The organism is Vibrio sp. Evd11, from assembly GCF_900382755.1.
GTDB lineage: Bacteria > Pseudomonadota > Gammaproteobacteria > Enterobacterales > Vibrionaceae > Vibrio > Vibrio lentus.
On sequence record NZ_OSDX01000003.1, the window covers coordinates 60426 to 72804 of the forward strand.

Below are 12379 nucleotides of genomic sequence, written 5' to 3' on the forward strand. Positions count from 1 at the left end.
TGGCGTGTTAAGCGGGGTTATTGCTGGTGAATCAATACGCTTTCTTGCCATTGACGCGGTAGGCGGCGTGCTGATTTTTCCCATGCTGAGAAGTCAGTTACTGGGTGAACGTTGCTGTATTGCTCGTTCGAGATCAGCTTGTCTTGCACTGATTTAGGCAGCGTAACGTTGCTACGGATTGGACGTGCGTAACCTTCTGCTAGGTTGATTTGGCCTTGGTCGCTGAAGATGTATTCACGAGCCAACTTCGCCGCATTCGGGTTTTGTGCGTATTTGTTAATGATGGTGGTGTAACCAGAGATCACTGAGCCATCTTGTGGGATGCTTACAGTAAAGCGCTCACGGTCGATCTTGTCGCGGTAGTTCAGTGCGTTGAAATCCCACATGATCGCTACTTCCACTTCGCCTTTTTCAAGGTTCGCAATGCTTGGATCTGTGTAAGATAGACGACCTTGCTTCGCTAGTTCACCAAAGAATTTAATCGCTGGTTTCAGGTTCGACTCGTCACCGCCATTAGCAAATGCTGCCGCTAAAATCGCGTTGTTTGCTTGCGCGGCTACACCTACGTCACCGACTGTTACTTTGTAGTCGCCTTCTAGTAGGTCGCTCCAAGATTTGGGTGCATCTTCAACAAGGTTGTTGTTTGAAATGAACGAGATAGTACCTGTGTAAGCCAGAGCCCAGTGACCATCTTTGTCTTTCGCCCAGTCTGGAATGTCATTCCAAGTGGTTGGCTTGTATGGTTGCGTTACGTCTTTTTTCACAGCGACACGTGCAAATGCAAAACCAACGTCACCGATATCTGCGGTTGCGTTTCTTTTCTCTGCTTCAAATTTAGAGATCTCTTGTGCCGAGCTCATGTCCGTATCCTGATGCTTCAAACCGTAGTTTGCTTTCAGGTCAGTCCATGTGCCTTTCCAGTTTGCCCAACTGTCTGGCATACCCACACTGTATACCGCACCCTCTTTTTGAGCGGCTTCAATCAGTGACTTAAGATCAGCATCCTTCGCCATCGCTGGCATTGAAAGTGTTGCCGTTATTCCTGTTACACCAATCAATTTAACGGTTGCACCTAACAGTTTTGCAGGTGAACCGATTAATTTTTCAGGTAAACCATTCAGTTTGGCTGGCGATACAGTTGAACGGCTAAGCAAAGTTTTCATTGTCTCTATCCCTCTGGACTAGGTCAGTAAGTTCGTTTTGTATGCTATCGCCAGTGTGTGACGCTTTCGCGCAACTTATTTGACAGTTCAGATGCATTTACATGGCAGTTATATTTCACTCATATGACAGTAAGCCTTTGTTTACTGTCACATTCCTGTTAACTCCATGGTTTACCTTATTAAGTACACGAACTTATGGACTAGATCAGCAATGAGAACATTGGGTACAGGGCAATCAGGGACACAACTAGGCAGAATTAAGACAAGCATTAGAGAACAGCTTCAATCAGGCATCTTCACCGAGGGGCAAAAACTGCCATCCGAAAGAGAGCTCAGCGAGCTGTTTTCCACCACACGAATCACGCTCAAAGATGCGCTGGTGTCATTAGAAACTGAAGGCTTGATATACCGAGAGGAACGCCGAGGCTGGTATGTGTCGCCCGAACGGATTCGCTACAACCCATTGTCACGTTCTCACTTTCATCAAATGATTCGCGAACAACATCGTATTGCAGAAACAAGGCTGCTGAGCACCCGCACAGAGATGGCAGCGGGCGATTACGCCAAAGCATTAGAGATAGAACAGATAACGCCGATACACGTCATTGAGCGATTACGCTTTATTGATGGCAGAGCGGTACTCTTCGTTGAGAACGTCTTGAAAGCACCTCTGTTTGAAAAGGTATTATCAGAAAACCTCACCATGTCGCTGACAGGCATCTACCGAGAAAAATACGGCTACGAGACCCAACGCTCGCGCTTTGACGTGGTTCCTACTTCAGCTCCTGCACATGTCGCTAAGGCTCTGAATTTGGCAGAGGGCCAGCCAGTTCTTAAGATCTGTCGAGTGAATTACAAGCAAGACGGCGAGTTGATGGATTGCGAACTGGAATACTGGCGACCAGATTCTGTAGCTATTCATATTGATAGCATCGGATAGCACGTAAGAAATAGGTTAGAAACTAGGAAACCAGCACAAACAAAAACTCCGACGGATTAGGTCGGAGTTTCGTTTTTAACGGTTACATTTGATGAGGAACTAACTAAACAATCTTTTGTTCATCTTCTTCTTTAGCCGAATCGGTTTCCTTAGATAAAAAACTGGCAACGATCTCTCTCAGTTTCCCTTGATTAACCGGCTTTGGTAAAAATTCATCCATACCAACATCAAAACACAAATGCTTGTCTCTCTGCACAACGTTAGCCGTCAGCGCGACAATTGGAATATGCTTTGAAGAGCCCTCTTCGATCGCTCTGATCTGTTTCGTCGCTTCGAAGCCGTCTAGAACGGGCATCTGGCAATCCATAAAGATCATCACATAGTCATTGGCCTTAAACTTCTCGACACCAATTTCCCCGTTGTCCGCGATATCCACCTCAAGACCAAGCTTCTTAAGCATCATCTTAGCTACTTGTTGATTCACTCTCGAATCTTCGACTACCAAGACTTTGCCGCTAAAAGAGGCGGTGACCGCCGCAGGTTTTGGTTCTTCTTTTAAAGCTGTTTTCTCAGGCTCTGCTGGTTTAGCAACAGCCGCAAGTTGGGTTGTTGGCACAGGCTCATTGTCTTTGAACGCTACCTCGCCTCGATTTGGGTAGGTGAAGGTCGAAGTATCCGCCGCTCTCGCTAACACCTCACTGATGGTCCATTTAAGCTGATTATCTTGATATGGGCGAGCAATGTAGGCGACAAAGCCAACTTGCTTGGCTCGAACTTCATCCTGCTTTCTTGGGTCAGCAGAGATCATCACCAACTTAGGACAATCTTTCTCAAAGCGTTCAAGTAAACTTCTGGCTAACTGGAAACCATCGATCGATGGCATCACCTTATCTATCAGCACTAAATCATAAGGCATCGATTGAGCAATGGAGTCAGCCACCAGCTCTAATGCTCTCGCGCCGGTCTCACAACATTCCGATGTCACTCCAAAGGACTGCAGTTGCGTCGAAGTAATCCGCATGTTGAGTTGGCTATCATCCACCAACAGCACGGAGATCTTGTTAAAATCGATACGGCTCTCTTCCACTTCCAAACACGGATCAAAATCAGCGGTGAAATAGAATGTACTACCCTGCCCTTGCACACTAGTGAGCTCAAGCTTGCTACCCATTAAGGTAACGATTTTGTCGCATATCGTTAAACCAAGCCCAGTACCGCCATAGATACGAGTTGTGCTGCCGTCGGCTTGTTGGAACTTATCAAACACCGATTGTTGTTTGTCTTCCGCAATACCAATGCCGCTATCTTTCACCTCGAATCTGACTCTCAGCTTTTGCTCAGGTTCTGTGATTTCTTCCAAGCGAAGTGAAAGCGTGACATGGCCATGCTCAGTAAACTTGATGGCGTTGCCGACTAGATTATTCAGAACCTGTCTTAATTGGGTGCCATCGCCGATCACCATGGTTGGAATCTTAGGATCAATGGCCAGTTGGAATCTGAGCCCTTTTTGTTCGGCTTTTACTCTGAAGGTCGACTCAACATCGGCTGCAATGCCCATCATTTTCATCGGCTCTTGCTGAAGCTCAAGCCTGCCCGCTTCAATCTTCGAGTAATCGAGAAAGTCATTAATCAGATCAAGCAGCGTCAACGAAGAGGTATTGAGCATGTCGACATACTCTTTTTGCTCTTTCGGCATGTCCATTTCAGAAAGCAAAGACGATAACCCGATGATGCCGTTCATTGGAGTACGGATCTCGTGACTCATATTGGCAAGGAATTCACTCTTGTTGCGGTTAGCTACTTCTGCGGTGTTTTTGGCTTTTTCCAATTCTTGGTATTGTTGGCGAATGCGTTCAATAGACTGGTTATAGCTCGACTCTAACGTCGAAATCTCATCTTGATAGGTACATTCTGTCGGGGTAAGAAAACGTGGCTTGTTGTCTTCTACTTGTTGCTGGTTAATTTGAGAAGACATGATCATCAAGCGTTTAACGACTAAACGATAGACGATCGTCAGACACACCAGAGAGAGCAAGAAGATTTTCACGGCTTCGAAGGCGAGTAACAACAGAACCCGTTCTTCGAAATCATCGAGGATAATACTTAAATCAGCTTGCACCGTTAATGTGGCAAGGGGGTAATCTTTACCTCCCATTTGGTGCACCATTTCCCAAGACTGGGAGTACGACTGACCAGAGGTTGCTTGACCCAGTTCTAGAATTTTTTCATCGGGGCTTTCTATGAGTAAATAACTCACAGAGGGTAAACGAGAGATGCCTTCAGCTTGCACGAACAGTTGAGTTCGGTCTTCCACCCACAAGCTCGCCGTTAAACCGGAGAGGTAGCCAGCTTTAACCTGTTCGATCTGAGAACTGATAAAAGAAACTCGACTTTGGTACTCCACATATAATCCCAGACCTGTCACTATAACTGTGAATAAGGTGCTGATTGCGATTATTGTCCCGATCAACTGTCGAGAGAGTCCAATATAGCGTTTTCCTTTTTTCACCATACACAAATTACCATTATTGTTATCCTAGCAAACTACAATTACTCAACTAGTATAATAGTAGTCATTCATCAAATAACTAGGGAAGGTTATGAAAAAACATCTTATCGTTGCATCCATAGTCAGTTTGTTTTCAAGCAGTTATGCTTCTGCAAGCGAACCTCTACACTACTACATTATTGAGAGCCAAGCGCAACCTTTTCAGATCGAAACTGACGGGTCATCTCACAGAGGAATGGTTTCAGATATTGTGGAAGCGGTGTTCGATGACAGCCAATATGAGATCAACTACCACACCTACCCTTTTAATCGAATGATCGACAAGCTTGATGCAAGAGAGAATCCAAACTGGGTAACCTACGGCAGCCCGAGCTGGGGAAACATCCAGTCTGTTAACCTGTCTAAAGATCCGATTTACAATGTAAAACACGTGTTACTCAGCAGCGGTAAAAAACCGTTTGAGTTTAATACTATCGACGATTTAGACGGAAAAGTGGTGGTGTTGCTGGTGGGGTTTGAGTATCCGAACCTAGAGCCATACATCAAACAAGGTAAGCTCAACGAAATTCGAGTGAAAGATTACACGGCTGCGTTTCGTGTCCTGAACCGAGCACCTGGTGATACTGTGTTTGTTGAGATGGAATCACGAATCAAATACAACCTAAACGAGCAAAAGCTGAGTATTGATGACTACCAGATGCAAGAGTTTGGTTCTGTAATCAATAACTACCCTATCCATTTGGCGTTTGACCCTGAGATGGACCCTAAACTGCAAACCTTCATTAACCAACGTCTCGACCAAATGAAAGACGATGGACAGCTCAACGACATCGTACAGAGCTACTTATAACGACAGAGTCAGTTATAGCTTGATACCGTAGTTTGGCTCTCTTCGTTAACCAAACTACCTCTAAACCGAAAAGGCCGCCCTGCTTAGCTAAAAACTAAATGGCAGGGCGGCCTTTTAAATGCGAATAACCTAATGCTGGTAGACCCGTTCTAATAACCGAACTCGAACAAACTAATGCGAAGCAATCAAATGCCGTTGCTGAGTGCGAAGCTGGTGACGCACTGCCATCAGAATCTTACCCAAATGGTTCTCGCCGGTTCCATCCCCTCCATCGCCCCAGAAGTGGTCTTTATGCGAATGTTCTTTGATCACCGAATCTCCGGTATTGGTAAGAAACAACGCAAACTGTGGATTCTGTCTAAACTTCTCCGTCACAATGAACTGCATCACTTCAACACGAATGTCATACCAATCTTCACGTACTTGATCTTCATAATCACGACTCAACGAAAATGCTTCAGCAGGCGAACAGGCTTCCAAAATAGTATTGCGCAGTTCTTGAGAAGCGAACTTCATCGCTTGATAATAGTGTTCGCTGGTAGCCCATACTTGGTCATCAACCTTAATGGGGCAAGCCGCAAAATTTGAAAGGTATCCGTTTGGATCTTCAGGTTCATAAAACAGCACTTCTTTGGCTTGAGCCACAGAATTAGACATAGCCTTCTCCTTACCAACGACATCGCATATTTTTGCTTTAACTTTAAAATTAGTGGCGTTGCATATTGCTGTCAAACAACTTAGTTCAAGAGTAAGCCATCAGCGTGTTTTTAGCAGAAAAGAGAGGTATGAAGCGAGTTTTTATTAATTAAGAAGTGAATGGGATGTGGTTGTTGAAAAATGCAGTTAAAGAAATAAAATCTATATAAATCAGAGGGTGGTATGTGACCACCCTTGAAATACAGTTGGAAATTTTAGTGAATCAAGCCAAGATCTCTCGCTTCTTCCAGACTAAAACCGCTTTCTCTAATTTCTCTTAGAGTCTCAATACGACGACGAGCTTCAGCAGACTTCATTTTCTTTTCTGGTTTGAAAGATACTTCTTCTTCAGCATCCCACTTGTTTGCAATATTTGTCATTTCGTCATGGTTGATAGAATTAATGGACATGTTTTCCTCCGAAAAGCACCATGTAATGGACAGCTAATCTGTAGCAAAAGCTAAATCACTTGTTAAGAAATTCTGTACTGAAATGTGATGATTCCGACGCTTCACAAACCTAATTAATAAATGCCTCATTTAAACTTTGCCAAAGGCATTTTCTGCAATTACATTTAAAAGATTCCCCATAAGAAATGTGGTTTGATCCAACTCTCATTTTCCCCTCTTTCAATGCTTCTTTTCTGCTGAAAATTCGTGAAATAACCCAAGATAAATTTCGAGGCACTTCATCCTTTTCGTGCTCGTTGCTTCCACTAAATCCAACACATGATAATGATAATAGTTATCAATATCATAACTGAGTATTTATCATGTCTGTGGGAAATTCAGATAAACCACTTCTCGAAGTGAAGAATCTATGTGTCGACTACATCACCGATGACGGTGATTTCAATGCAGTTAAATCCGTTAGCTTTAGCATAGGCCAAGGCGAGATTTTCGGCTTAGCCGGAGAATCCGGTTGTGGCAAAAGTACCATCGCGTTTGCCATTAACCGTCTGCATAAGCCGCCAGCGTTCATATCCGGAGGCCAGATATTGTTTGGTGGGCAAGATCTGCTGAGCTTATCAGACAGCCACTTGAATACATTGCGCTGGAGCGAGATTGCTATGGTGTTCCAGAGTGCGATGAATTCACTCAACCCTGTATTAACCATCGAAGAACAATTTGCTGATGTGCTACGCCACCACAAAGGCATAACCAACGAACAAGCCAAAGATCGCGCAGAGAAGTTACTCGACCTAGTCAACATTCCGCGCAACCGACTCACTGAGTATCCTCACCAATTCAGTGGCGGCATGCGTCAACGTTTGGTGATTGCCATTGCCCTTGCTCTCAACCCTAAGCTGATCATCATGGATGAGCCGACCACGGCTTTGGATGTGGTCGTACAGCGTGAGATTCTGCAGCAGATACACCAACTCAGAGAGGAGTTTGGTTTCTCAATCCTCTTTATCACTCATGACTTAGCATTAATGAGCCAACTGTGTGATCGCATTGCCATCATGCGCCACGGCAAGATAGTTGAGGTCAATAAATCCCATGAGATTCGCAATAACCCACAACACTCCTACACCCAAAAGCTATGGAGTTCCTTCCCAAATATTCATGAACATGCTCACGCGACGGCGTGCTAGGAGAGCTCTATGTCACAACCTATTTTTCAAGTAAAAAACCTCGTCAAAGAATTCACTGTTGGTGGGGGATTTGGCAAAGAAGAGATCTTTAGAGCATTGCATGGTGTGAGTTTTGACTTACATGCAGGCAAAACACTGGCACTGGTTGGCGAATCTGGCTGCGGGAAAAGCACCTGTGCACGATTGATGACCAAGGTTTACCCTGCGACCGAGGGAGAGATACTGTTCAAAGGCAGAGACATCTCTACGCTCAAAAGCCGTAAAGATATCTTGGATTATCGCAGCCGTGTGCAAATGGTTTTTCAAGACCCCTTTGGTTCACTCAATCCAACTCACACCATTGAGCACCATTTAACGCGCCCACTTAAGATCCATAAACAGGTAGCCACTAAACAAGCTCTCACAGAGCGCCTCAAAGAATTATTAACGCTGGTGGAGTTACCCATAGAAACTCTCGCCAAATACCCTCACGAGCTCAGTGGCGGCCAAAGACAGCGGGTTAACCTAGCTAGAGCGCTTGCGGTTGGCGCTGAAGTTATTCTTGCTGATGAACCAACCTCGATGCTGGATGTTTCGATTCGACTTGGCGTGCTCAATCTAATGCAGAAAATGAAGAAAGAGTTGGGGATAGGTTTTTTGTACATAACCCACGATCTTGCCACGGCACATTACATCGCAGAAGAGACAGCGGTGATGTACAAAGGGCAGATCGTCGAATGGGGCTCAACCCAGTCGATCCTTACTAATCCTCAACACCCATACACTAAACTGTTGATCTCTGCCGTTCCTGATCCTGATCTGCCGTTTGGCGAACTCGTCAAAAATGAGCCAAACTATTCAATAGACGCTGATCGTATTCGAGAACAGAGCAGTGAAATACAGCATGAAATCAAACAAGTTGCTGATAATCACTTTGTAAAACAGTGGGATAACGTTGCATGAATGAACTAGACACTTGGTTAGAGCGGATCGGAGATTGGTACAAAGACCGAAAGCATGATCAAGTGGAACGGTTAGAACCTTTGATCTTAACGCCTCCAGATGCACTCTGGGGGCCTTTGATCACGGATGAACAGAGCAAAGGCATCGCGTGTTGGTTGGATGGGTGCCTGAGAATCTTTACTTTCTATCGAAACTCAATCGAAAACCCACACCACCAAGAAAAAGCCTATCAATACCTGATGTTTGCTTACGGTAAGCTTCAGGCGGCGTCTTGTGACCCAAAAGCGGAACCCGGCTTACAAGAGTGGGGTACCAAGCGGGTACAACACTTGTGTGTGCTGGCTTTGGAGTTTGCTAACCAACAACAAGAACCACGCTGGCAACAAGAATCGGAAAAGTTGATCGAATCACATGTGCGCTTTATGGCGAACCAACCCCAGAACGATGATCAAGGTAGTGTCAAACACCAACTTCATTGATCAACCCTATATCGATCAAACATCAAATCAGAGTCTCATCAAAGTTAGATCCCTAGAAAGCATGATCTCACCTTGATCATGCTTCGGAGTTGAATTCTATAAGCTATTGAATTTTAATGATTCGATGAATTTCAGACAAAAAAAAGCGAGTCCCTTAGGAACTCGCGAAAATCTATTCAGTATGATGTAACAAAATATGAGCCAATCTATTAATCATAAGAAAGGACAAAGGTTGTCTATTCGGGATAAATAATAATCAACTAGGTGCTCTATATTGTCATCACATTGTCAGCATTAGGTGCGGTTATTATCAACACCTAATGATGTTCAGATCATCCATTCAGCGGTGATTATACGACTCAAGGTTAATGGCCAATCGCCATTTCATCGAGCGCTAAGAACACATTTTCGTCTAAGTGACCTTCGTGAACTTGCTTGCATACCTTGCGGCGCACAGCCAGGCCAGAAATAAGACGCTCAATTGAAAGGTGTCGATTACTGGTGCTGTCGCGGTCGTTGTAGAGTTCGATCAGCTTACTCAATGTTTCGTAAGGAATTACATCCTCACCGACTCTCAACCAATCAAGCTTCTCAATGAGCTCTGAGCACTCTTCTTTGATTGAGGCATGTGAGTGCCCGGTCATTGCAGATAAAGCCGTTATACTGCGTTCTAGAGCCTCTGAAGAGGTATATTTAGATAGAGTTATCATGATCTCGTCAGCATTGATCTCAACAGAGTGCTTACGTTGTTTAACTCTGCGCCCTAGCTTGCCTCTTGGTGAAGGAGCTTTACGCTGAATAGGCTCAAATTCGCCATCGATGATTTCAGATAACTCTTCCAGCTTTTGCTTAGACACCATTTCATTGCGCAGTGGGTTCGGCAATGTAGGCGCCATGTTTCGCTTACCTGCGTTGGTGGTGCGCGCTCTTGAGTAACGCAGCACTTCTTCAACGTTACATTTGATATCGACCTGATAATCGGTGGTCTTGCCTTTTTCGATCAACGCCGTGATCGTCAGATGGTAACCCCACAGATTGACGAGGAAGGTATCTTCTTGCTCCCCTACTTCACCCAACTTTCTCAGTTCGCGGATCAGATCCATCGAAAAACGACGCCAATCAATGTTACGCGCCAGTTTTTGATTCAGTTCGCTCAATAGCATGCAATCAGAATGACGACGCGCCATACGGCTTCTGAAGTACGAATACATTTGGAAGACCAAGGTATGCTGTTTCAGGATCTCTGGTGGGAACAGGAAGAAATAATCGCGCGTTAGGAGCTCTTCATAGAACGATGGCTCCCATACCAAGATGTATAGGTTCGGCTTAATGCGAATTTCGCCGTCAGAGCCCTCTGTAGGCGCTTCTTCCGATGCAGTGATGGTTCTGGCTAAGAATCGGAAACGGTCGCTCTTAAAGCCTTCTGGCATGTTCTCACTAAGCCAACGGCCAGTAAGCTCATGCAACTGAAAATCGGTAAACTCAATGCGGTCAATGCTGTCTCGAATAGAGTCACGAGCCGGGCCGCTGTCTTTCTTGCCACGCAATGAAAGAATATCCGTGATGTAGAGCGGCGTTTTGTTCGGTGTGTGCTTAGCATCTAGATGGTAATCGTCTTGATGATGATCATGGTATTGAACCGTTAACGTGAATAGCGCGAATAACGTCATCAGATCATCAACGGTCATAATGTTTTTTGAAGATCGTGTTTCGATCACCGCTCGAGTTCCCGAGATCGAAACCATCGATTTCTGGTAGCTCTTACGGGTTCTAGGTGGCGCTAACGCTTGATCGATAATCCCAGCCCAATTGGTTGGCGAGACAATAAATTGATCCGCTTCATCTTTCATCGTTGGCGGGGTATTAAGACCGTGTTCATTCAACAAACGTTTGTTTACTTTGGTTTGTGCGAGGGCTTTAGAACGCTTTTGCTTTTCGTTTTGTTTCACACTTTCAGTCACTAAGCTGGTGGCACCTAGCACTGATATCAACTGATTGGGATTAACAAAGCGATGTAGCATCGTTTTGCCCGCAAGGCCTTCTTCAAAGCGAACTGGGATTTGTTTGAAAAGTCCGATATTTACAGCCGCTCTGAGCCTTTGCTGTAAGGCAGCACGAGTGACTTGCCCATCGGTTGATTCGATTATTTCAGTGGTTGAAACGTATCCATCTTTGCTGCTAAACCCGCGAAGTGAAATTAGGTTGAGAAGCTCAACGATGCTTTTCGTGACCCCTTTGAAGTGTTGATATTGTTCTATCCATTCAACGGCTGTTTCAGATACCTCAAATAAATGACCATCTTTGTGGCTTCGTGCCTTAATTAACAATTTCTCTTCTGGTTTCATTTTTGATCCGTATCACACTAACCGTAATTTCACTATAGTTCCTGAATGATAAAGAAAGAATGATCATAAATAAAGAGAATTTATTGGCTTTTAAATAACTGATCTTTTTGATTAATATGATCTTAAATGATTAAGTGATCTAATGATCAGGGCGATCATTTGCTTTTAAGTTGCTGAATTTAAAGTGTAAAAAAAATATCACTTGGAAAGCATGATCATAAAGATAACGAAACGATGATCATAAAAGTTTAGAAAGCATGATCACTCAACATCAGAACGATGATCATTAAGTCATTGTAAGCATGATCATTATTGGTTCGAAAGCATGATCATTATACTTATACAGCTTATCCACAGTCCACAATTGATCGACGAGGTTTAAATCATCAATGTGGATATTTTCGTTGGCTATTTTATCGGAACAATGATCAAGTAATGCGACTTTTACATCGTTCCTCCCCTTTTCTGTTTAAAACTTACTCGGTATTGATTACATAATCGATGGTTGGGGACTTTTGGCTCGATACTCAATAAATCAGGAAGCATGATCATGAAATTGTCATGTTTCTGTATTTCCAATCCGTGTCGATTGAATTTCCCATCAATGAGGCCTTATAGAGCTTGAATCCCCATTACAAAAGCATTTGTCCGTAAGTTAGTTGTCAATTTACATGCTTCCGGAACGATATTTACTTGATCATTTTTCCGGAAGTTGATCATTTCGAACGGGCACTCATGCGGATCAATATTGGCGAGTTTACACCTTGATCATGCTTCATAAATTAGCCTTATTAATTTTCTTACGAGTTCTGTATCCCATGATCATTCTTCCGGTTGAGGCTTAATTCTCTTTTGATT

The 12379-nt window shown here is 44.1% G+C and carries 10 protein-coding genes; 5 read left to right on the plus strand and 5 right to left on the minus strand.

Annotated elements, in window-relative coordinates; genetic code table 11:
* Nucleotides 1-17 precede the first annotated feature (17 nt).
* Nucleotides 18-1163, minus strand: a complete 1146-nt coding sequence (locus ED652_RS01870) for an ABC transporter substrate-binding protein (RefSeq protein WP_162929890.1) — start codon at nucleotides 1161-1163, stop codon at nucleotides 18-20.
* Between the two features lie 211 nt (nucleotides 1164-1374).
* Between ED652_RS01870 and ED652_RS01875 the strand changes: the two genes are divergently transcribed.
* Entirely contained in the window at nucleotides 1375-2103 is a 729-nt protein-coding gene (locus ED652_RS01875) for a UTRA domain-containing protein (protein ID WP_122053314.1), read from the plus strand.
* A gap of 103 nt (nucleotides 2104-2206) precedes the next feature.
* On the opposite strand, the gene ED652_RS01880 is transcribed toward ED652_RS01875, so the two are convergent.
* Nucleotides 2207-4615 carry a response regulator gene (locus tag ED652_RS01880; protein WP_122053315.1) on the minus strand — a complete coding sequence of 803 codons (2409 nt, stop codon included), beginning with the start codon at nucleotides 4613-4615 and terminating at the stop codon, nucleotides 2207-2209.
* 88 nt (nucleotides 4616-4703) lie between these two features.
* Between ED652_RS01880 and ED652_RS01885 the strand changes: the two genes are divergently transcribed.
* The gene (locus ED652_RS01885; protein WP_122053316.1) at nucleotides 4704-5462 is read left to right on the plus strand and encodes an ABC transporter substrate-binding protein; all 759 of its coding nucleotides are present in this window, start codon (nucleotides 4704-4706) and stop codon (nucleotides 5460-5462) included.
* Between the two features lie 171 nt (nucleotides 5463-5633).
* Here the strand turns inward: ED652_RS01885 and ED652_RS01890 are convergent, their stop codons facing one another.
* Both ED652_RS01890 and ED652_RS01895 read right to left on the minus strand, forming a co-directional pair.
* Nucleotides 5634-6194: an NADAR family protein gene (locus tag ED652_RS01890; RefSeq protein ID WP_076667500.1), complete on the minus strand. Its 561-nt coding sequence runs from the start codon at nucleotides 6192-6194 to the stop codon at nucleotides 5634-5636.
* A 179-nt stretch (nucleotides 6195-6373) separates the two neighbouring features.
* Nucleotides 6374-6568, minus strand: coding sequence for a hypothetical protein (locus tag ED652_RS01895; protein ID WP_017111270.1), 195 nt, complete (start codon nucleotides 6566-6568; stop codon nucleotides 6374-6376).
* A gap of 362 nt (nucleotides 6569-6930) precedes the next feature.
* Between ED652_RS01895 and ED652_RS01900 the strand changes: the two genes are divergently transcribed.
* The 3 genes from ED652_RS01900 to ED652_RS01910 are packed head-to-tail and all read left to right on the plus strand — an operon-like array spanning nucleotide 6931 to nucleotide 9176.
* Nucleotides 6931-7755: an ABC transporter ATP-binding protein gene (locus ED652_RS01900; RefSeq protein WP_122053317.1), complete on the plus strand. Its 825-nt coding sequence runs from the start codon at nucleotides 6931-6933 to the stop codon at nucleotides 7753-7755.
* Between the two features lie 9 nt (nucleotides 7756-7764).
* Nucleotides 7765-8697: an ATP-binding cassette domain-containing protein gene (locus tag ED652_RS01905; protein WP_050620252.1), complete on the plus strand. Its 933-nt coding sequence runs from the start codon at nucleotides 7765-7767 to the stop codon at nucleotides 8695-8697.
* Nucleotides 8694-9176 (plus strand): transcriptional regulator, encoded by a 483-nt coding sequence (locus ED652_RS01910; protein WP_122053318.1) that lies wholly within the window; start codon nucleotides 8694-8696, stop codon nucleotides 9174-9176. The genes ED652_RS01905 and ED652_RS01910 overlap by 4 nt, the downstream gene beginning before the upstream one ends.
* Nucleotides 9177-9541: 365 nt before the next feature.
* Here ED652_RS01910 and ED652_RS01915 read toward each other — a convergent pair whose 3' ends face one another.
* Complete coding sequence (locus ED652_RS01915) at nucleotides 9542-11521, minus strand: replication initiator protein RctB domain-containing protein (protein ID WP_017111265.1); 1980 nt, start codon at nucleotides 11519-11521, stop codon at nucleotides 9542-9544.
* Nucleotides 11522-12379: the final 858 nt, after the last annotated feature.

Excerpts from the sequence above, each read along its gene's own strand:
- ED652_RS01870 (WP_162929890.1), bottom strand. The coding sequence starts at position 1,163 with ATGAAAACTTTGCTTAGCCGTTCAACTGTATCGCCAGCCAAACTGAAT.
- ED652_RS01875 (WP_122053314.1), top strand. The coding sequence starts at position 1,375 with ATGAGAACATTGGGTACAGGGCAATCAGGGACACAACTAGGCAGAATT.
- ED652_RS01880 (WP_122053315.1), bottom strand. The coding sequence starts at position 4,615 with ATGGTGAAAAAAGGAAAACGCTATATTGGACTCTCTCGACAGTTGATC.
- ED652_RS01885 (WP_122053316.1), top strand. The coding sequence starts at position 4,704 with ATGAAAAAACATCTTATCGTTGCATCCATAGTCAGTTTGTTTTCAAGC.
- ED652_RS01895 (WP_017111270.1), bottom strand. The coding sequence starts at position 6,568 with ATGTCCATTAATTCTATCAACCATGACGAAATGACAAATATTGCAAAC.
- ED652_RS01900 (WP_122053317.1), top strand. The coding sequence starts at position 6,931 with ATGTCTGTGGGAAATTCAGATAAACCACTTCTCGAAGTGAAGAATCTA.
- ED652_RS01905 (WP_050620252.1), top strand. The coding sequence starts at position 7,765 with ATGTCACAACCTATTTTTCAAGTAAAAAACCTCGTCAAAGAATTCACT.
- ED652_RS01910 (WP_122053318.1), top strand. The coding sequence starts at position 8,694 with ATGAATGAACTAGACACTTGGTTAGAGCGGATCGGAGATTGGTACAAA.
- ED652_RS01915 (WP_017111265.1), bottom strand. The coding sequence starts at position 11,521 with ATGAAACCAGAAGAGAAATTGTTAATTAAGGCACGAAGCCACAAAGAT.